Genomic DNA, 20,432 nt, shown 5'->3' with positions numbered 1-20,432 from the left:
CGTGTCCCGGACGCGGTGCGGCGCGAAGTGCCGCTCCGCAGCGCACCGCTGATCCTCACTTCCGATACCTCAGCGCCTCGACCAGCACCGCAAACGCCGGCGTCGGCTGTCGCCGGCTCGGGTAATAGAGGTGATAGCCCGGGAAAGGCGCGCACCAGTCGGCGAGCACTCGGATCAGACGGCCGTCGGCGATCTCGCGCTTGACGAGATCCTCGGGGATGTAGGCGAGGCCAAGGCCGGCCAGCACGGCATTCATTCGCAGCAGGCCGGTGTTGAACATGAGCTGGCCGTCGACGCGCACCTTCATAACCCGGCCGCGCTTCTCGAACTCCCAGGCATAGACCCCGCCATAGGTCGGCAGGCGGAGGTTGATGCAATTGTGCTCGGTGAGATCCTGGGGCTGCTTTGGCTTGCCGCGCGCAGCGAAATAGGCGGGCGCGCCGACCACGGCCATCCGCATCTCCGGCCCGATCCTGACAGCGATCATGTCCTTGGCGACCTGCTCGCCAAGTCGGACGCCAGCGTCGTAGCGCTCGGCGACGATGTCGGTGAGGCCATAGTCGACGACGAGCTCGACCTTGATATCGGGGTAGCGCGGCAGAAGCCTGGCGAGCGCTGGCCACAGCACCGTCTGCGCCGCGTGCTCGCCCGTGGTGATGCGAACCGTGCCGGCCGGCGTGTCGCGCAGCGCGGTGAGGGCTGACAGCTCTGCGTCGATCTCATCGAAGCGCGGCCCGATCGTGCGCAGCAGTCGCTCGCCGGCCTCCGTCGGCGCGACGCTGCGCGTGGTGCGGGTCAGGAGCCTCAAGCCCAAGCGTTCCTCCAGTCCGCGCACGGTGTGGCTGAGCGCCGATTGCGACACGCCGAGCTGGGCTGCGGCACGGGTGAAGCTGCGCTCACGCGCGACCGCGAGAAAGGCGAGCAGGTCGTTGGTTTTGGTGCGGGCCATTCATGAATCCTGATCATGAGTACATGCCTATTTTACCACCTAATCGCGGGCTCATGCGCGGCCTAAATTCGGGTCTGAATTCGAATCAAGGAGAGATGCGATGCAGACGCGCAAACTGGGCAAAAGCGGTCTCGAGGTCTCGGCCCTCGGCCTCGGCTGCATGGGATTGAGTTACGGCTACGGCCCGGCGACCGAGACGTCGCAAGCGATCGCGCTGATCAGGACGGCCTTCGAGCTGGGCGTCACCTTCTTCGACACTGCGGAAGCCTATGGCCCCTTCGTCAACGAGGAGCTTCTGGGCGAGGCGCTGGCGCCGTTCCGCGACAAGGTGGTGATCGCCACCAAGTTCGGCTTCAAGGGCGGCAAGGTCGACGCCGGGCTCGACAGCACTCCCGCTAACGTCAAAGCGGTGGCGGAGGCCGCGTTGAAACGGCTGAAGATCGACCGCATCGATCTGTTCTATCAGCACCGCGTCGATACTGATGTACCGATCGAGGATACCGCGGGTGCGGTGAAGGAGCTGATCCGCGAGGGCAAGGTGCTGCATTTCGGCCTGTCGGAGGCGAGCGCCGCGAGCATTCGGCGCGCCCACGCGGTGCAGCCCGTTACTGCGTTACAAAGCGAATATTCGCTGTGGTGGCGCGAGCCGGAGCAGGAGATCCTGCCTGTTCTGGAAGAACTCGGCATCGGCTTCGTGCCCTTCAGCCCGCTCGGCAAGGGTTTTCTGACGGGCGCGATCAATGAGAGCACTACGTTCGACGCCAGCGATTTCCGCAACATCGTACCGCGGTTCTCATCCAGCGCACGAAAGGCCAATCAAGCACTGGTCGATCTGCTCGGACAGATTGCCGCGGCGCGGAGAGTGACGCCGGCGCAGATCGCGCTGGCCTGGCTGCTTGCGCAGAAGCCGTGGATCGTGCCGATTCCCGGCACCACCAAGCAGCATCGGCTCGAGGAAAATCTCGGTGCCGCTGCGGTGACGCTCTCGCAAGCCGATCTTTCGGCCATTGCGGAGGCGCTGGCAAGGGTCGAGGTGCAAGGCGATCGTTACCCCGCGCATCTCCAGGCCCGAGTCGGACGCTAACATAGTTGGGAATGTCCGGTGAGCGTCTCCTTACCGGACATTCTGTCTCGTGTTTCGATTTGAACACACCCGTCAGCGCGACCTGGCCGCGCAGTCGAGGCAGTTAAACACCCCGGCCGCCGGCTTATTCCCGGCTCACTGCGACTTCGTCATTACCGGTGCAAGATACGTATTTTCGATAATCAATTTCATTCGCTTTCCGTCTTGCTGGGTTATATGTCGGGCATTCCTCCTATGGAGGAGGCTGGCGCGGCCGTGTGGCGCGCGCCCGGCAGGGAGCAGGGGACCAAGCTCGTCGGCATGTTCGAAGTGATCCTTACCAGGCGCAAACGGTTCGGTTGGCGGTGGCAGGTCTGCGACCAGTCCGGCAAGATATTTGCCGATGGCTTCGAGCGCACGCGTCCAGCCGCGAAATATCACGGCGAGCGTGCGCTGTTCTTCCTGTTGTCGCAGGCCTATCTGCACAACCGCTTCACGGCGTCCAGTGAGGATTAGCCGGTGCTTGCGCCGTCAGATATCGACGACCAGCTTGCCCCTGGCGGCGCGATCCCTGATCAGCGCATAGGCCTCGCCAACGCTCTCCATCGTGAAGCGCCTGGCATCGAGCAGCGGCACCAGCTTGCCGGCCTCGGCAAGGCGCGTTGCTTCCGCCATGATCTCTCCGTGATGCGCGCGGCCTTCGCCTGACAGTAGCGGCAGCAGCGTGAACACGCCGGAATAGGTCGCGGCACGGAACGACAGCGGTGCCAGCGCATGCGTGCCCCAGCCGAGCGCACTCACGACATGACCGAAGCGGCGCACCGCGGCAAAGGACGCATCAAGCACCTTGCCGCCGATGGTGTCATAGACGATGTCGAAGCCGCGGCCGCCCGCGTGCTCCGCGACGTAAGCCTCGACCGCAGCGTCGCGTTCGATGAAGGTCGCTCCAAAACCCTCAATGGTTGCGCGCTGTGACGCCGAGCCGGTCGCGAACACCCGCGCGCCAAAGGCGCGCGCGATCTGGATTGCGACATGGCCGACGCCGCCCGCGCCGCCATGGATCAACACCTTCTGGCCGGCCTTCAGCGCGGCGCGATCGATCAGGCCTTCCCAGGCGGTGATGAAGATGAGCGGGAGGGCCGCCGCTTCCCGCATGCTGAGATTGGTTGGCTTCAAACCCAATAGGTCGGAATCGACGGAAGCGAATTCGGCCAGCGATCCCTGCACGCCGCCGACCCCGCCGGTCATGCCGTAGACTTCGTCCCCAACCCTGAAGCGCGTGACCTCGCGCCCGGTCTGCTCGACCACGCCAGCGAGATCGATTCCGGGGATCGCGGGCAGCGGGTGCCGCGCATGCGCCGCAGCACCGGCATGGATCTTGGTATCGAGCGGATTGACCCCGCTTGCATGGACCCGCACCAGCACCTCGCCTGGGCCGATCTCGGGTGTGGAAATGGTGGAGATGCGCAAGGGGGCGTTATGGGTCTCCAGCACGCCTGCGCGCATGGTCGCTCGTCGGGTCATGATCGTCTTGCTCCGTTGATGCCCTCCAATATGCCCATAAATTTTTGCATGAGAAGGAACAAGGTTGTACGATGGTCGTGCATTTTTGAATGAGGTGGGGTCCGATGGAGTGGAGCGATCTGCGCATCTTCCTGGCGATTGCACGTGAGGGAACGTTAGGTGCTGCCGCGCGGAAGATCGGCCAGACCCAGCCGACGATGGGGCGGCGGCTGCGGGCGCTCGAAGCGGCGCTCGGGCAGACGCTGTTCCAGCGCACTGCCGACGGTTTTGTCCTCACCGACGAAGGCGCGGCCGTGCTCGCCCATGCCGAGCGGATTGAGGACGAGGCGATCGCGCTTCAGCGGCAGGCCGCGGGCAGGGAGACGCAGCTCGACGGGACCTTGCGTCTCTCCTCGTCGGACTGGTTCGGCACGATGATGCTGTCGCCGGTGATCGCGGCTTTCGGCAAACGCCATCCCAGGGTGATCGTCGAACTCCTGACCGACGCGCGGCTCTACAGCCTGCCGCGGCGCGAGGCGGACCTGGTGTTTCGCATCAAGCCGTTCGACGAGCCCGAAGTCATTTCCAGGAAGTTGCTCCACATTCCCTATGCGCTCTACGGCAAGAAGGGCAGCAAGCCGCCACGTGCCGGCGACGGCGGCGGCGTGCGCGTCGTGACCATGAATGCCGAATTCGCTGACATGCCCGACGCGATCTGGTTGAAGCGAACGCTGCCGAAGGCGGAGATCGCCTCGCGCAGCAACAACCGCCAGGCGCAGGCCGAGCTTTGCGCCAGCGGCGGTGGGCTTGCCGTGCTGCCGCGTCCTCTCGGCGACCGCGACCGCCGCCTGGTCGCGCTCGATATCGGCACGACGCCGCCCGGCCGCGATACCTATGTCGGCTATCACCGCGACCTCAGGCGGCTGGCACGTCTGCGCGCGTTGCTGGATCTGGTGATCGAGAAGATGGCGGGATGAGCGGCCGACAAGCGCTTTCATCAGGGGGTGAGGCGATGGAGCAGAGCTCGAGCGAGATGAGCCGCGAGGATGCGGAGGTGTGTCTGTGATGAAGATGTCGATTGAAAGAGCGGCGCCGCTGCCACGTACTCCGTCATTGCGAGCGCGGCGAAGCAATCCAGACTGTTACCGCGGAAGGACACTGGATTGCTTCCGCCTTCGCCGAGGCTTCGGCGGACAAGTCGCTGCGCTCGCAATGACGATGTGGAGAGACTGTGCGTTCAACACTCCGTTCTCCTGCCCCGGACGCAGCGCAGCGCTCCCGGCGATGCGAAGCATCGTCCGGTGCGGTGCGCTGCAGAGCCGGGGTCCACGCATCAGCGAGTCCGCGGCTTCCCGGGTCTCGGCAACGCATCGCATTTCAAGCAACTGTCACAGTCGCTAACACACGCTAACCAACATCAGACTTAAAACTGTCACAATGCCCCAATGGAACCCGCAATTGCGTCCTTTTTACAGGCCATTAAGTCAGCCGGCGTTCTGATGCGCAGGGAAAGTGCGTCGGGGACTGCGATGAGTGCCGCCAAGAAAGCGCCGGGAAAGCCGGCGACCGAAATGTTTGACGACATTCCGGTGCTTCAGCGCAAATGGCGCGCGGCTTTGAAGCCGGGCGAACGGCTGCCGCGCTATGAGGACGTGATGCTCGGCAGCCTCGGACGGCTGGCCGATCACATCGCGCTGCTCAAGGGCGACGGCACGCTCGAACTGTCACGCAGCGGACGCTATGTGCAGAAGTGGCTCGGCGAGGAGCGTTGGGACATTCCGCTTTCGGAGTTGCCGCCGGACTGCGCAACGGCATTGTCGGAAGCGGTCGCGAGCGCGCTCAAGAACGGACGGCCGCACCAGGCCAGCGCCCATTGCGTGCGCGATGGCATGGTCAGGACCTACGATCTGCTGGCGCTGCCGACCGCCTCGCGCTGGGGCGCGACGCTGGTCGGCGCCTATGTCAACGAGCGCGGCGCGCAATACAATCTGCTGGATGCGATCTTCGCCGCGACCGACGACGCGGTCGTCTCGCTGGCGACACTGCGCGACGCGGCCGGTCAGCCGTTTGATTTCCAGGTCGTGCATCACAACAAGGGCGCCGAGCTGTTGTTGAACGTCGCGAGTGGCAGCCTTTTGTGGCGCCAGATCAGCCAGGGCGCCACGCTGCTGGCCGCGCCTGATGTCATGGAGTTCCTGCTGAAGGCGGTTTCGGGCGGCCGCGGCGAGCAACTCGAGATCGAGAGCGACGGCCGTTACTTGCGCATGACCGCGGCGGCCTTCGCCGACGTGATTTCGCTCACCATCTCCGATGTCACGGCGATGAAGCGGCGCGACGCCTCGTTCCGCCTGCTGTTCGACAACAACCCGATGCCGATGTGGGTATTCGACGCCGAGACCAAGCAGTTCCTCAGCGTCAACGACGCAGCGGTCCAGCATTACGGCTACAGCCGCGCAGCGTTCCTGCGCATGAAGCTGCATGAGATCTGGCCCCATGACGAGTGGGAAAGTCATGACGAGGCGCTCGAGCGCGTCGGGGAAACCTATCATTCCTCGCGCAACTGGCGCCACCTGCGTGCTGACGGCAGCGAGATCGAGGTGCTCACCTTCGGTCGCCGCGTCACCTTCAACGACCGCGACGGCTATCTGGTTGCGATGGCCGACATCACCGAGCGGCGCAAGGCCGAGGCGCGTATCGCCTATATGGCGCATCACGACGGGCTCACCGACCTGCCCAACCGCGAATATTTCCAGGATCGGCTCAGGCAGGCGCTCGACCAGGCCGGCGGAAAACGCGTCGGCGTGCTCTATATCGATCTCGACCTGTTCAAGAACATCAACGATTCCTTCGGGCATCCTTCCGGCGACCGCGTGTTGAAGGAAGTCGCCGAACGTCTCTCCTCCGCTGTCCGGGGCGCCAATCTCGCGGCCCGGCTTGGCGGTGACGAATTTGCCGTGATCCTCGCTGCGGATGTTTCGCCGAACGAGGCGAGCGCTTGCGCGACCCTGCTGATCGACACGCTGAAGGCACCTTACGAGATCGACGGCCAGGAGATGATCATCGGTGCCAGCATCGGGATCGCGCTGTCGCCGGGCGACGGTACGACGTCCGAGGAGCTGATGCGCAACGCCGATATGGCGCTGTACCGGGCGAAGTCCGACGGCGGCGGCGTTCACCATTTCTTCGAGCGCGAGATGGATCTCCAGGCGCAGAAGCGCCGCGACATGGAGGTCGATCTGCGCCGCGCCTTTGCAAATGGTGAGTTCGAGCTGCACTATCAGCCGCTGGTGTCGATCGCGTCCGACCGCATCTCCGGTTTCGAGTCGCTGTTGCGCTGGCGCCACCCCGACAAGGGCATGATTTCGCCGGCCGAATTCATTCCGGTTGCGGAAGACATCGGCCTGATCACGCAGCTCGGCGAGTGGGTGCTGCGCGAGGCCTGCCACGAAGCGGTGAAGTGGCCCTCCGACGTCAAGGTCGCGGTCAATCTGTCGCCGGCGCAATTCCGCAGTCGCAATCTGGTCCAGGTCGTGATCTCGGCGCTGGCGCAATCCGGGCTGTCGCCGAAGCGGCTCGAGCTCGAGATCACCGAGTCGATCTTCCTCGCCGAGACCGATGCCAATTTGGCGATCCTGCATCAATTGCGCGAGCTCGGTGTCGCCATCTCCATGGATGATTTCGGCACCGGCTATTCGAGCCTCAGCTATCTCCGCAGCTTCCCGTTCGACAAGATCAAGATCGACCGTTCCTTCGTCAAGGATCTGGTGCAGCGGCCCGATTGCGTCGCGATCGTGCGCGCCATCTCCGGGCTTGGCCGCAGCCTCAACATCACCACGACAGCCGAGGGTGTGGAGACCGAGGATCAGCTCGACTGGCTCCGTGCCGAAGGCTGCAACGAGGTGCAGGGCTTTCTGTTCAGTGCGGCGCGTCCCGCCGCGGAGATCGCAAAGCTGCTGGCCGATTTCGGCCAGCGCGCCTCACGGGCGGCTTAGCTCGGGCGGAAAAGCCCCGTAGACCAGTTCCTTGAAGGCGGGCGTGATGCGGCCGCGTTCGTTCTGGGTCTGCTGCATCAGGACGTAGACCATGTCGAGCTTGGGATCGACACCGAAATAGGTGCCGCTGCCCGAGTCCCATTTCAATTCGCCGATCGAACCGGCCGGCGGCGGCCTGGCGTTGCCGGCATCGGTACGTACGGCGAGGCCATAGCCATAGCCGAAGCCATCACCGGGGAAATAAAAGTAGTCGCGCTCGACGCCCGAGCCCGGTCCGATCTGGTCGGTCGTCATGTCCTTGAAGGCGGCGGGGCTGAGATAGCGTTTGCCTTCGAATTCACCGCCGTTGAGCAGCATTTGCGCGAAGCGTTGATAGTCAGTGATGGTCGAGAGCAGCCCGCCGCCGCCGGATTGCCATTCGGGATGGTCGAGACGATCTCGCTCGGCATCGAGCAGGATCTGGTCGCTCGGCAGCGGCCGCGCCATCCGTTCGAGCTCATCAGGCGCCGACAGCACGAATTTGGTGCTGGTCATGCCGAGCGGATCGAAGACGCGCTGTTTCAATGCATCGTACAACCTCTGCTTGGTGATGATCTCGATGACGCTGCCGAGCACGTCGGTGGAATGACCATAGCGCCACAGCGTTCCGGGTTGGCGCGCCAGCGGCAGCCTGGCGATGCGGTCGGCGAATTCCCTGTTGTTGAAGGGACCGTCGAAAATCCGGGCCGACTTGTAGGCCAACTCGACCCATCTGCCGCCGATATAATCGTAGGTGATGCCCGACGTGTGCCGCATCAAGTCCCGGATCGTCACCGGATGGACAGGCGGCACCATCTCGAGCGCCATCGAGCCGTCGGGCCTGGTGACCTCCATCCCCACCTTCGTGCCGGCGAAGAGGGGGATGTATTTCGACACGGGATCGGTGAGCGCGAGCTTGCCTTCGTCGATCAGCATCATCGCCGCGAGGCTGGTGATCGGCTTGGTCATCGAATGGATGGCGAAGATCGTGTCCGGCGTCATGGACAGGCGGGTCCTGACGTCGCGCACCCCGAACATCTTGAAGTAAACCGGCTTGCCGTGCTGCTGGATCAGCACGATTGCGCCCGGCAAACGGCCGGCGGTGACCTCGTTTTCGAAGAACGCGGTGATGCTGCGAAGCTTGTCGGGTGCGGGAGCGGGGACGTCGCTGGCGCGGCTTCGCGTCATCGCGCCGGCCAGCATCGCGGCCCCGACCAGAAATTCACGACGCTTCATCCGGGCTTCCTCCCCAGCCGGGAACAAAGCCGCAAGACGTCAGGGGCGTCAACGAAACTTCGATTAAAAACGCGTGACGATTTCAGAAAGGACCGGTCGCGGACGATCCTCGCTCGGCTTGGTCGGTTTACCGATGTGGACGAGGCCGGCAAGTTTTTCGTCCGCCTTGAGGCCAAGTCCGTCAAGTACGTCGCGATCGAACGAGAACCAGCCGGTCAGCCAGCATGCGCCGTAGCCGAGCGCGGTCGCTGCTGTCACGATGTTCATGACGCTGGCGCCGGCCGACAATTCCTGCTCCCACGCCGGCACCTTCGGATGCGGCTTGGTGAAGCTGACGATGCCGATCACCAGCGGCGCGTCCGTCAGGCGCTTGCGCTCGGTCTCGATATCGGCGGCGGGGGCGCCGGGATTCCTGCGGGCAAACACTCCGGCGATCACCTCGCCGGCGCGCTCGCGTCCATCGCCCTCGAAAATGATGAAGCGCCAGGGCGCGAGCTTGCCATGATCCGGCACGCGCGCGCCGATGGTGAGAATGGTCTCGAGCTCGGCCGGGGAGGGGCCGGGGCCGGTCATCTCACGCGGCTTGACCGAGCGGCGGGTCTTCAGGAGTTCGATGGCATCAAGCATTGCGATGTCCTCTTCGGATAGTCGTCGGGCGTGCCACGCCGAGATAGGCATGCACGCCCGCAACCGAAAGCGAGTTTAGATCGATTTCAACGATCAGGCCGAGCCGCGCGCCCGCCGGACATCCGGCGGGGTCGCCTCGTCGACGAGGGCGGCGATTGCCTCCTCCGTCGTCATCACCTTCTGACCGTCGCTGCCGAGCCGGCGAACCGAGACCGAATGCGACTCGGCCTCCTTCTTGCCGACCACGAGCAGCGCCGGGATCTTGGCCAGCGAGTGCTCGCGGACCTTGTAGTTGATCTTTTCGTTGCGCAGGTCGATCTCGACCCGAAGCCCGGCGCGCCGCGCCTGCTCCAGCACCACCTTGGCGTATTCGTCGCCTTCCGAGGTGATGGTCGTGACCACCGCCTGCACCGGCGAGAGCCAGAGCGGAAAGTTGCCGGCATAGTGCTCGATCAGGATGCCGATATAGCGCTCCATCGAGCCGCAGATCGCGCGGTGGACCATGACCGGCGGTTTCTTGCCGCCGTCGTGGTCGATGTAGAACGCACCGAACCGCTCCGGCAGGTTGAAGTCGACCTGCGTGGTGCCGCACTGCCAGTCGCGGCCGATGGCATCGCGCAGCACGTATTCGAACTTCGGCCCGTAGAACGCGCCTTCGCCCGGATTGATCTCGGTCTTGATGTGGTTGTTCTGCGACTGGATCTCGCGCAGCACCGTCGCCATCACGCGCTCGGCGTGATCCCACATCTCGTCAGTGCCGACGCGCTGGTCCGGCCGCGTCGAGAGCTTGACGGTGAGTTCACCGGTGAAGCCGAAATCGGCATAGGTCGACAGGATGAGATCGTTGATCTTCAGGCACTCTTCAGCGAGCTGGTCCTCGGTGCAGAAGATATGCGCATCGTCCTGCGTGAAGCCGCGCACGCGCATCAGGCCATGCATGGCGCCCGACGGCTCGTAGCGATGCACCACGCCAAACTCGGCGAGGCGCAAGGGGAGGTCGCGATAGCTCTTCAGGCCGTGCTTGAAGATCTGGACGTGACCGGGGCAGTTCATCGGCTTGAGCGCAAACCAGCGCTTGTCCTCGGCCTCGTCGCCGGCCGACTGCGCCGCGAACATGTTCTCGCGGTACCAGCCCCAGTGACCCGAGGTCTCCCACAGCGACTTGTCGAGGATCTGCGGGGCGTTGACCTCGCTGTAGTCGCGGGTCAGACGACGGCGCATATAGGCGATGAGCTGCTGGAAGATGGTCCAGCCCTTGGCGTGCCAGAACACGACGCCCGGGCCTTCCTCCTGGAAATGGAAGAGGTCGAGCTCGCGTCCGAGCTTGCGATGGTCACGCTTCTCGGCTTCCTCGATCTGCTTGAGATATGCGTCGAGGTCCTCCTGCTTGGCGAAAGCGGTGCCGTAAATGCGGGTCAGCATCGGGTTGTTGCTGTCGCCGCGCCAATAGGCGCCTGCCACCTTCATCAGCTTGAAGGCATTGCCTACTTTGCCGGTGGAGGTCATGTGGGGGCCGCGGCACAGATCGAACCAGTCGCCCTGGTAGTAGATCTTGATCGGCTCGTTGCCGGGGATGGCGTCGACCAGCTCGACCTTGAAGGCCTCGCCCTTGTCGCGGAACACCTGCTTGGTCTTTTCGCGATCCCAAACCTCTTTCGTGAAAGGCTTGTCGCGCGCGATGATCTCGCGCATCTTTTTCTCGATCGCGGCAAAATCGTCCGGCGTGAATGGCTCGTTGCGGAAGAAGTCGTAGTAGAAGCCGTTCTCGATCACCGGGCCGATGGTGACCTGCGTGCCCGGCCACAGCGATTGGACGGCCTCCGCCAGCACGTGCGCGCAGTCGTGCCGGATCAGCTCGAGCGCGCGCGGATCGTCGCGATTGACGAGCTCGATCTTGGCGTCGGCTTCGATGGGATCGTTGAGATCGGCAAGCTCACCGTCGAGCGCCATCGCCACGGTGCGCTTGGCGAGCGAGGGCGAGATGCCCTTGGCGACGTCGAGGCCGGTGATGCTCTTGTCGTATTCGCGCCGGGCGCCGTCGGGGAAGGTGAGGGTGACTTTGGCGGCGGGGTTCACGGGCTTCAGGTTGCTGAGGGAATATTGGAAGCCGGATTCGGATTTGGGCTGGTCGGACATTGCTTTTCTCCTGAGGCTCACTCCTGCGAACGAGCGCAGGTAAGCGGGAACGAGCGATATATCAGGCGATTCGGCCCGCGCAATCCGGCATTTCCAAGAAAGTGGCTGGCAAGAGCGCGGGCGCTGCGCGAACTATTTCGAGCGAAGCCCTTTTGCCGGCCGCTGGTCCGGTCTACATGCAGCTGCATGGAAAATCCCCCTGCTGGCCGTTTCACGGCAACCGCCCTGATGCTCGGCAATCTCGTCACCGGCTGCTCGGTGCTGGCGCCGGCGGGCATGCTGCCGGAATTGTCGATGGGACTCGGCATCAGCATCCATGCGGCGGGCCTGCTCATCACTTTCGGTGCGATCACGCTCTGCATAGGTTCGCCGCTGACGGCATGGCTGACCAGCCGCATCGAACGGCGGATGTTGCTCACGACCACGCTCGCGGTGCTCGCCCTTGGCAATCTCGCCTCGGCCTTTGCGACTGACTACGCAAGCCTCCTCGTCATTCGTCTGGTGATGCTCGCGGTCGGTGCGCTCTACACGCCGCAGGCTGCAGGCACGGCGGCGCTGGTCGTGCCGGCGGAGCGGCGCGGCAGCACGATTGCCTACATCTTCCTCGGCTGGTCGCTCGCTGCCGCCGTTGGCCTTCCGCTGATCACCTTCATCGCCAGTCGCCATGGCTGGCGCGCCGCTTATGGCACGATCGGTGCGCTCGGCTGCGTCAGCTTCCTGTTGCTGCTGGTGCGCCTTCCCGCCGGGTTGAGGGGCACGCTGGTCGATCTGAAGACCTGGAGCGCAGTCGGTCGCAGCGGCACGATCCGGCTGCTGCTTGTGATCACGATGCTGCAGATGTCGGGTCAGTTTGTGGTGTTCACCTTCATGGGTCCGCTGCTCAGGAAGCTGACGGAGGCGAGCCCGGATGCGGTCGGCTTGGTCTTCGGCATTTATGGCGTGTGCGGCTTCCTCGGCGTTGTGGTGGCGAGCCGCATCGTCGATAGGTGGGGGCCGTACCGGACATCGTTGCTGTTCACGTGCCTGTTACTGACGGGAGTTACCGGCTGGGCGCTGAGCGCGGGCACTCTTGTGCCGATGGCGATCGCGGTCGCGATCTGGGGTCTTGGATTTGCCTCGACCAATTCGATGCAGCAGGTGCGGCTGGTTGCGGCCGCGCCGCCGCTGGCTCCTGCAACCGTCGCGCTCAATACGTCAGTCCTCTATATCGGCCAGGCTGTCGGGTCTGCGGTTGGAGGGCTGCTGTTTGCGCGCGAATTGCTGCACAGCGTCGGCTTCGTAGCGGTCGGCTTCGTCGTCCTGGCGCTTATCCTGGTCATCGTGAGCCGGCCACGGCCGGCCGCTGTGGCCCCGGTCTGATGGCTTGGTTGCCTTGCGCAAGGCGCTTGGCAAACGGCGCGGGAGGGCGCTAGAAGGCCAGACATGGGGACCAAAGAGAGTTGACTGAGATGAGGATGATTTTGGCGGTTGTCGCGGTGCTCTATTCAGCCTCCGCGTTTGCGCAAACCGACAAGCCACCGATGGTGGGGGACAAGCCGCTGGTGCAGGTCAAGCCCAAGGGGACCAAGGCGGGGACCAAGGAGGCGGCTGCCAAGCCGGCCGCGGCGCCGAAGGGCAAGCCCCAGTCGGTCGCAGCCCGGCTGCAGGCCTGCCTCGACACCGACGATGGCACCAAGGACCGGCTCAATTGCTACGATGCCATTATCCCGCCGACGCCGAAGCCGAAGCCGGCCAAGGCCAAGGGCTACGCCGATTGCCGTTTCTTCAAGGAAGAGGACGAGCGGCTGGCCTGCTTCAACGGCTTTGCCGAGAGCATCCCGAAGCTGCCGAAAACCTGAAGATCTTGAGGATCGAGGCGCCTAGTCGGCGATCCGGCTCAACACTGCCCTGAAGGCAACGCCCGGCAGTTGTAGAGCGGTGCCTTCGAACTCGGCCGTGTCGCCGTCCTCCCGGCCGACCAGCGTCAGCGTGATCCGGTCGATCCCGAACAGGGCCTTGAACGCCGGATCGTCGTTGTAGCGCTCGGTCGATATCTTGACCTTGATGCTGTCGCCCACGCCCGTGTAGGTGCCGATGAAGGCGAAGGCCGAATTGCCGCCGCGCATCTTGCCATCCGTGACGTAGACGACACCGCAGCCGGTCCCATGAACGGTGTGGAAGTCGACCTTGTACAGTCCCTGATGCACTGCCTGTCCCCGCAGAAATGCCGCCGCGCGCAAATCCAGGTTAACGATTTGATCCGGACGGACTGGTGGCGGCAACGCGCGTCAGCGCCAGCGCCGGCGTTGCCGACATCTTCACCAGCACGTCCTTGAGCGGGTATTGCGTCCACGCGCGGTTGACATAGTCGCGGTGAGTAATGCCGTCGCCGGTTTCGACGAACACGACGCTGCCCGGGCGCAAGGGGCCGTCCATGTCCTCGGAGACGCCGATGCCTTTCTGCCTGAGCATGCTCATCAACTCGCGGTCGCGCCGCGCGGTGTAGTGGGTGTAGGAACTAACGAAAAAGCCGTTGCGGTGGCTCTCGATCCAGGACGCGAACTTGTCCATTTCGCCGTAGACCGCATCGAGCAGCACGACGCCGCGGACGCGATCGCTGATGCCGCCAACCTCCAGGCTCCAGGCGGTCGGCAGGAAGCCGCCGCTGTAGCCGACGATCACGATCGGCATGTTGGCAAAGGCGCGCGCGCTGTTGGGATCACCGGTGAGCTGCGCGAGGTGGTTGGCCGATTCTTCCATGAAACGTTTGAGGCCGCCGGGCTGCCAGAATTTTCCGGCGCTGGAATCGGCGGCGTCGACCGCCATCTGCGGCGCAAGCAGCACGGCATTGGCGCCGGAATCGGTGATCTGCTGCGGCACGAGCTGCCGGTCTCGTACGTCGCGCTCGAGGGTGGCGCCGTTGCCGTGGAAGAACACCACAATCACGCCCGGCTTGCGCACGTCGAAATGTTCGGGGACATGCACCAGCACGCGGCTGTCATTGTAGGTCTCGTCTTGCCAGAACACGCGGCCCGAATAGCTGCGGTGGCCGCGGCGATCGCCCTTGGAGATGTTGAGGAACGGCGCGTCCGAGGCGGGGTTGTTGCCGAAATAAGGGAAGGCCGACGACTTCATGCTAACGAGCGTCGTCAGGTCTTCACGGGGGGGACGCTGATAGGGGACTTGCGGCGCGAGCGAGGCGACCTTGTAGGGGGCCTGCTCCAGCTTTTGCTGCACGGCGCGCTTGGGCGAGAAGTCGGACATCTGTCGTTGCAGGAGACTTTCGCTCGGCGAAGGGAAGCGCTCTTTGAATTGCGGGGCAGGGAAACGATCCTCGAACGAGTCGCCGCTGGCCACTCGCTGGACTTGCGGACTGGTCTTTGGAACGACCTGAACGTTCGCCTGCGAGTTCGCCGCGAGTGCAGTCGGATTGGGCGCGTTGCCGCATTGAACCAGCGTCAGAGACATCGGTACCAACGTCGAGATCAGGACGATCCGAAGCACACGACCGCGTGCTCCGGACACCTTGGTCCGGTCAGCACGCATGTCTGCTTTCAATTTCGGAACGGCCCCGACCATCCACCCATGACCCCAAGCCACGAAACCCCAAGCCACGAAACCCCAAGCCACGAAACCCCAAGTCACGAACCATCGGCAATCTTTAGAACAATTGAGCCGACTGGCGTTTAGGCGACGTTAAGTGTCCGGAGAAACTTCCCCACATCCGGAACGCTCAAAAAAGACCACGCAATCGTGTCGCGATTGTGGGAGGAAAACGCGTAGTTCTGCGGTCGACCGCGGTTTATTGCCCAAGAGCGGGCATAAAGGGTGGCCAAATACCTATTGTGACCGCCTCATTTAGCCCTTGTTAACCCTGCTTGAATTGACTGAGCCAATCTGCACGATGCCTCCCACGAGGCTCGACGCCTGAGGCGAAGGACCCAGATGACGGCATCAGATGCGGGAACCACGCCCTGGACCGGGCGGCTGACCGGAGGCGGTACTGGGGTTTCCGTTCTGGTTGCAACGGCCATCGTCGTTGCCGACATGATCGGGGTCGGCGTCTTCACCAGCCTCGGCTTTCAGGTCAAGGATATCCCGTCCGGCTTTTCGATCCTCGCGCTGTGGACCGTCGGCGGCATCGTCGCGCTGTGTGGGGTGTTCTCCTACAGCGAGCTTGGCGCGATGTTTCCGCGCTCGAGCGGCGAGTACAATTTCCTCGGCCGTGCCTATCACCCGGCCTTTGGTTTTCTCGCCGGCTGGGTCTCGGCGACGGTTGGCTTTGCAGCGCCGGTGGCGCTCGCGGCCATGGCTTTCGGCGAATACGCAAAGTCCGTCGTACCCGAGGTGCCGCCGATTCCGCTCGCGATCGGCGTGGTCTGGCTGGTCTCGATCGTGCAACTGACCGGCGTCAGGCACTCCTCGACCTTCCAGCTGATCTCGACCATCCTCAAGGTCGTGCTGATCGTCGCCTTCCTCGTCGCCGGTTTCGTCATCGGTACGCCGCAGCCGATCTCCTTTGCGCCGCATGCCGGCGATTTCGCCCATATCGTCAGTGCACCGTTCGCGATCGGGCTCGTCTTCGTGATGTATTCGTTCTCGGGCTGGAATGCCGCGACCTACATCATCGGCGAGATGAACACGCCGCAGCAGAGCCTGCCGCGCGCGCTGCTCGCGGGCACGCTGATCGTGCTGGTGCTGTATGTCGCGCTCAACGCGGTGTTTCTCTATTCGACGCCAACAAGCGCGCTGGCCGGCCAGCTCGACGTTGCAAGCGTCGCCGGCCGCGCCATCTTCGGCAGCCTCGGCGGCCGGATCGTCGGCGCGATGATCTGTGTCGGCCTGATCTCCTCGATCAGCGCGATGATGTGGATCGGCCCGCGCGTGATGATGACGATGGGGGAGGACATCCCGGCGCTCCGCGTGTTCTCGCGCAAGTCGACCACGGGCGCGCCGGCCTATGCCATCCTGTTTCAACTCGCAGTCTCGAACCTGCTGCTGTTCACGCGCAGCTTCGAGGCCGTCCTCGACTTCATCCAGTTCGCGTTGCTGTTCTGCTCGTTCTTCACCGTTGCCGGGGTCATCAAGCTGCGCATCACCGATCCCGACCTGCCGCGACCCTATCGCACCTGGGGATACCCGTTCACGCCGCTGATATTCCTGCTCGTGACCGCGTTCATGATGTACTACCTTTTGACCGAGCGGCCGGTGCAGTCGCTGTCGGGGATGCTGGTCATGCTCTCGGGCCTGTTGATTTATGCTGTTTTCCGCAGGCGGCCGGTCGCCGCTGCCAATTCATGACATCGCGAATAGACATGTTTCGACCCATGAGATTTGCGGCCGTCGCTCTTGCCCTTGTGGCTGCGGCCATCTCGTCCGCGCGTGCGGCCGAGGTCACATTCGACGACACCGCGCGCTTCCTTGCGGGCATGCAGCCATCGACGGACTCGCCGCTGGTGCCGCTCACCAAGGATCCGTCCTGGCAGCATCACGCAAAATTCTTCGACGGCGCCTTCGGCCAGCTCGAGCAGCGGCAATTGTCGAAGATCCGGAACTGGTCCGACGTCAATCTCGCCGCGCCGCGGCCGACCATGTTCTATTTGTTCAGCGGCCCGGACTTTCTCTACGCCAATGCCTTCTATTCCAAGGCCAGCACCTATGTGCTGGGCGCGCTGGAGCCGGCCGGTGCGGTGCCCGATCTGACCAGGATGTCGCGTGGCTCGGTCGATGCTGCGCTTTACAATGTCGAGCGTTCGCTGGGCTCGATCCTGAGCTTTTCATTCTTCATCACCAAGCAGATGAAGGTCGACCTGCACAGCAACCAGGTCAACGGCACCTTGCCGATCCTCTACGTGTTCCTGGCGCGCTCCGGCAAAACCATCCGCAACGTCGAGATGGTCGCGCTCGACGACAAGGGTGGAGTGCATACGGGCAGTGAGAATCCGGGGCCGAACGCCACGCGCGGCGTCCGCATCAGCTTCGCCGGTCCCGATGGAGAGGCGCGCACGCTGTATTATTTCTCGACCGACCTTTCCAATTCCGGCGCTCGGGCGGCCGGCTTCTTGAAATTCTGCGAGACGCTCGGACCCGGCAACAGCCTGATCAAGAGCGCGTCGTATCTCTTGCACGCGGGCAATTTTACCGTCGCGCGCGACTGGCTGCTCGCCAACAGCGCGACCATCATCCAGGACGATTCCGGTATTCCGCTCGCCAATTACAATCCGCGGCAGTGGCGTTTCTTCCCGTTCGGCCGCTATCTCGGTCCGATCGGCGAATTCCCGGGGCGCTATCAGGAGCGTTACGCCGAATTGTTCACGCGGGCCCAGCCGATCGATTTCGGCGTCGGCTATCGCTGGCGGATGCATGAGTCGAATCTGCTGCTGTCGGTGAAGGTCGCGGGGAGCGACGCGACGCCGACGGCGGAGACCACCTCGTCCGCCGAGCCGCCGCCGAAACCGCCGCGGCCGAAGCGACCGCGTCCACCCGAGCCAATCCCGCCGCCGCCCGGCCGCTTTTTTTGGTTCCGCTAGCTACCAGTGCACGTTCTGGCTCGGCACGATGAATGCCGTCGTGCTGGGTGGCATCGCAAGACTTGTTGCCAGATACCAGCCGGAGCCGAGCACGAGTGTCAGGAGCGCGATCATCGCGAGCACATCAATGGTTCGGGGATCGTGATCCCTCGGATGAAGCTTGGGATGTGGACCGAACCCGAAGTGAAAGTTGGGGCTGATTTTCCAGCGCATTGTTGTTTCCTCCCTGGGGAGCATCACAATAACGCGAGGGGAAAGTTCCGGTTCCAGTCAGAGCAGCGATGCGCAAAGCACTGCAGCATGCTTACGAAGCGTTGACGCCGCGCCAGCGGGCATAGCGCCATGGCAAATACCAGCGCGCGTTTTGCGGCACATTGAGAGGCACGTTGTCGATGCCCGACGTGCCGAAAGGATTGCAGCGCAACACGCGGGCAAGCGTCATCCAGCCTCCGGCCCAGAGCCCGAACCGCTCGATCGCCTCATCGCCGTAAATTGAACATGTCGGCAGATGCCGGCAGTTGTAGCCGACCAGAGGCGATAGTGTATGCCGGTAGAGCCAGATCAAAGCGCGGCCGAATCGGCGCGGCAGCCGCAGCACTTCGGCGACGTGGGCGGAACAGTGCTCGCAGGTTGATTGCTTCATGTGCGCTGTGCCGACATCCTGAGCGCTCTGTTGCGCGGTTCCAGTGCAGGGAACAGCGCGCTGTTGTGTCCGCGCCATATTTTGTCTGCTTTCAGGGAGCAGTGCAGCAAGTACCTATGGACGATCTGTATTCCCCCGGATACCATTTTTGTGACGTTCATGTGTAGACTCAAGGGAACGTTGAAACGGTGCTGACCTGATTGCTTTTGGGGCTTGGGGAAGGAACCAGTTTGAGAGTTCTGAAGTCGCTCAACCTTCGCGGCTGGTTGCTGGTGGGAACGGCCGCCTGCGGGGTCGTATTGGCCGGAGCCGTCGCAACCTTCGGTTCGCCGGCCCGGGCCGGCGCCTCGCTCGAGGAGCGCAAGCTGCCGATGAAATTCGGCTGGGTGTCCTGCGAACCCAATTGCCGCGGTTGGGTCAGCGCTGTCGGCATCATCACCGCCGATACTCCGAAAGATTTTGACGACTTCGCCCGCGGCCGCCAGCTTGGCGGCGCGACCGTGGTGCTCGACTCCAGCGGCGGTTCCGTCAACGACGCGATCACGCTCGGCCGGCGCTTCCGCAATCTCGGCCTTCTGACCACGGTCGGTACCACATTGCAGAATAGCGGCGGGAAGAGCGGCCGTCCGGCGGTTGCCTCGGAAGCCTATTGCGAGTCCATGTGCGTGTTTCTGCTGCTGGCCGGCAAGAAGCGCTACGTGCCGGAAGCGGCCCATGTCCGCGTCCATCAGATATGGATGGGTGACCGCGCCGATGACGCCAAGGCGGCGAGCTACACCGCGCAGGATTTGATGATCGTGGAACGCGATATCGGCCGGCTCGCCAAATACACCTTCGATATGGGCGGGGCGGGGGATCTGTTGTCGCTCGCGCTCAACGTGCCGCCTTGGGAAGATCTGCATGAGCTCGACGCGGCGGAGCTGAAGTTCACCAATCTGGTGACGACCGATCTGGTGGCAGACGTGCTGCCGCATGTCGATGTTACCGCCCCTGCGATGGCCGAGCTGGCGCCGAAGACGCAGGCTCGGTTCGGAGAGGAGCCCGAGCCTCAGCCTGCCAAGTCGACCAAGACGGCGGAAGCGGTGGTCCCGACGGGCGGGGTTGCGGCACCGGCTGTGGCACCGCAGAAGTAACACCTTCAGTTCCGTCTCAGTCCTGCGCGGTGGCCGGCTGCTTCGCCTTGGCCTCGATCTGGCCGATCGCATCGACCACGGCATCGAAGGTCAGCAGCGTCGAGGCGTGGCGCGCCTTGTAGTCGCGGACCGGCTCGAGAAACTTGATCTCTTCCCATTTACCTTGAGGAGGAGCGCCATTCTCTTTCAGCATCTTGCGAACGGTTTCGCGTAACTCACGGAGTTCGCTCGCAGTCGAGCCGACCACGTGACTTGCCATAATGGATGAAGAGGCCTGGCCCAGAGCGCAGGCCTTCACGTCATGCGCGAAATCGGTGACGGTGTCCCCATCCATCTTGAGGTCGACCTTTACCGTCGAGCCGCACAATTTGGAGTGGGCCGTCGCGGTGGCATCGGCGTCCGATAGCCGTCCGAGGCGCGGAATATTCCCGGCGAGCTCGATGATGCGCTTGTTATAGATGTCGTTCAGCATGTGATGGAGTCCAACACTTACGGGCCGGATCGGCCTTGGCGGGCGCCGTCCACGGTCCTATATAGGGTCGGAACTGGCGGAAAAACAGTCCGGCGGTGCGTTGGCGGTGATCCAGATCTGCGCGGCCGGCGTTGTTGCCAAGTGACCACCT

Annotated in this window: 19 protein-coding genes; 9 read left to right on the top strand and 10 right to left on the bottom strand. The window is 63.6% G+C overall.

Annotated features, from left to right (window positions below; translation table 11 throughout):
• Nucleotides 1-55 precede the first annotated feature (55 nt).
• Nucleotides 56-949, bottom strand: coding sequence for a LysR family transcriptional regulator (locus JQ621_RS26730; RefSeq protein ID WP_212238684.1), 894 nt, complete (start codon nt 947-949; stop codon nt 56-58).
• 100 nt (nt 950-1,049) lie between these two features.
• Here JQ621_RS26730 and JQ621_RS26725 point away from each other — a divergent pair, with 100 nt between their 5' ends.
• Both JQ621_RS26725 and JQ621_RS26720 read left to right on the top strand, forming a co-directional pair.
• A complete protein-coding gene (locus JQ621_RS26725; protein WP_212238682.1) occupies nt 1,050-2,033 on the top strand; it encodes an aldo/keto reductase in 984 nt (327 codons plus the stop codon).
• Nucleotides 2,034-2,267: 234 nt separating this feature from the next.
• A complete protein-coding gene (locus JQ621_RS26720) occupies nt 2,268-2,528 on the top strand; it encodes a hypothetical protein (RefSeq protein ID WP_249125596.1) in 261 nt (86 codons plus the stop codon).
• A 15-nt stretch (nt 2,529-2,543) separates the two neighbouring features.
• On the opposite strand, the gene JQ621_RS26715 is transcribed toward JQ621_RS26720, so the two are convergent.
• Nucleotides 2,544-3,536, bottom strand: coding sequence for a zinc-dependent alcohol dehydrogenase family protein (locus tag JQ621_RS26715; RefSeq protein WP_249125595.1), 993 nt, complete (start codon nt 3,534-3,536; stop codon nt 2,544-2,546).
• Nucleotides 3,537-3,640: 104 nt separating this feature from the next.
• Here JQ621_RS26715 and JQ621_RS26710 point away from each other — a divergent pair, with 104 nt between their 5' ends.
• Nucleotides 3,641-4,492, top strand: coding sequence for a LysR family transcriptional regulator (locus tag JQ621_RS26710; RefSeq protein ID WP_212238680.1), 852 nt, complete (start codon nt 3,641-3,643; stop codon nt 4,490-4,492).
• Between the two features lie 552 nt (nt 4,493-5,044).
• Nucleotides 5,045-7,507, top strand: coding sequence for a putative bifunctional diguanylate cyclase/phosphodiesterase (locus JQ621_RS26705; protein WP_212238677.1), 2,463 nt, complete (start codon nt 5,045-5,047; stop codon nt 7,505-7,507).
• On the opposite strand, the gene JQ621_RS26700 is transcribed toward JQ621_RS26705, so the two are convergent.
• From JQ621_RS26700 to thrS, 3 genes are all read right to left on the bottom strand, one after another.
• Nucleotides 7,493-8,761 (bottom strand): serine hydrolase domain-containing protein, encoded by a 1,269-nt coding sequence (locus JQ621_RS26700; RefSeq protein ID WP_212238674.1) that lies wholly within the window; start codon nt 8,759-8,761, stop codon nt 7,493-7,495. The two genes, JQ621_RS26705 and JQ621_RS26700, sit on opposite strands and share 15 nt — an antisense overlap.
• Before the next feature lie 63 nt (nt 8,762-8,824).
• Complete coding sequence (locus JQ621_RS26695; protein WP_212238671.1) at nt 8,825-9,388, bottom strand: nitroreductase family protein; 564 nt, start codon at nt 9,386-9,388, stop codon at nt 8,825-8,827.
• A gap of 93 nt (nt 9,389-9,481) precedes the next feature.
• Complete coding sequence (gene thrS, locus JQ621_RS26690; RefSeq protein ID WP_212238667.1) at nt 9,482-11,524, bottom strand: threonine--tRNA ligase; 2,043 nt, start codon at nt 11,522-11,524, stop codon at nt 9,482-9,484.
• Between the two features lie 186 nt (nt 11,525-11,710).
• On the opposite strand from thrS, the gene JQ621_RS26685 reads away from it, so the two are divergent.
• On the top strand, nt 11,711-12,883 hold the full coding sequence (locus JQ621_RS26685; protein WP_212238664.1) for an MFS transporter: 1,173 nt from the start codon (nt 11,711-11,713) through the stop codon (nt 12,881-12,883).
• Between the two features lie 89 nt (nt 12,884-12,972).
• The gene (locus JQ621_RS26680) at nt 12,973-13,362 is read left to right on the top strand and encodes a hypothetical protein (protein ID WP_212238661.1); all 390 of its coding nucleotides are present in this window, start codon (nt 12,973-12,975) and stop codon (nt 13,360-13,362) included.
• A gap of 21 nt (nt 13,363-13,383) precedes the next feature.
• On the opposite strand, the gene JQ621_RS26675 is transcribed toward JQ621_RS26680, so the two are convergent.
• Together JQ621_RS26675 and JQ621_RS26670 are read right to left on the bottom strand one after the other, a co-directional pair.
• Nucleotides 13,384-13,710 carry a GrlR family regulatory protein gene (locus JQ621_RS26675; RefSeq protein ID WP_212238658.1) on the bottom strand — a complete coding sequence of 109 codons (327 nt, stop codon included), beginning with the start codon at nt 13,708-13,710 and terminating at the stop codon, nt 13,384-13,386.
• Between the two features lie 40 nt (nt 13,711-13,750).
• Entirely contained in the window at nt 13,751-15,049 is a 1,299-nt protein-coding gene (locus tag JQ621_RS26670) for an alpha/beta hydrolase (RefSeq protein ID WP_249125593.1), read from the bottom strand.
• Nucleotides 15,050-15,448: 399 nt separating this feature from the next.
• Between JQ621_RS26670 and JQ621_RS26665 the strand changes: the two genes are divergently transcribed.
• Both JQ621_RS26665 and JQ621_RS26660 read left to right on the top strand, forming a co-directional pair.
• A complete protein-coding gene (locus JQ621_RS26665) occupies nt 15,449-16,804 on the top strand; it encodes an APC family permease (RefSeq protein WP_212238652.1) in 1,356 nt (451 codons plus the stop codon).
• Between the two features lie 26 nt (nt 16,805-16,830).
• Nucleotides 16,831-18,033, top strand: a complete 1,203-nt coding sequence (locus JQ621_RS26660) for a hypothetical protein (RefSeq protein ID WP_249125592.1) — start codon at nt 16,831-16,833, stop codon at nt 18,031-18,033.
• Here JQ621_RS26660 and JQ621_RS26655 read toward each other — a convergent pair whose 3' ends face one another.
• Nucleotides 18,034-18,246 carry a hypothetical protein gene (locus tag JQ621_RS26655; protein ID WP_212238647.1) on the bottom strand — a complete coding sequence of 71 codons (213 nt, stop codon included), beginning with the start codon at nt 18,244-18,246 and terminating at the stop codon, nt 18,034-18,036.
• 91 nt (nt 18,247-18,337) lie between these two features.
• A complete protein-coding gene (yidD, locus tag JQ621_RS26650; RefSeq protein ID WP_212238644.1) occupies nt 18,338-18,676 on the bottom strand; it encodes a membrane protein insertion efficiency factor YidD in 339 nt (112 codons plus the stop codon).
• Nucleotides 18,677-18,906: 230 nt separating this feature from the next.
• Here yidD and JQ621_RS26645 point away from each other — a divergent pair, with 230 nt between their 5' ends.
• A complete protein-coding gene (locus JQ621_RS26645; protein WP_212238641.1) occupies nt 18,907-19,809 on the top strand; it encodes a COG3904 family protein in 903 nt (300 codons plus the stop codon).
• Between the two features lie 16 nt (nt 19,810-19,825).
• Here JQ621_RS26645 and JQ621_RS26640 read toward each other — a convergent pair whose 3' ends face one another.
• The gene (locus JQ621_RS26640; protein WP_212238637.1) at nt 19,826-20,281 is read right to left on the bottom strand and encodes an iron-sulfur cluster assembly scaffold protein; all 456 of its coding nucleotides are present in this window, start codon (nt 20,279-20,281) and stop codon (nt 19,826-19,828) included.
• Nucleotides 20,282-20,432: the final 151 nt, after the last annotated feature.

Source organism: Bradyrhizobium manausense (assembly GCF_018129685.1).
Lineage (GTDB): Bacteria > Pseudomonadota > Alphaproteobacteria > Rhizobiales > Xanthobacteraceae > Bradyrhizobium > Bradyrhizobium manausense_D.
The sequence above is the reverse complement of the archived record's forward strand: the minus strand, read 5'-3'. Positions and strand labels throughout refer to the sequence as shown.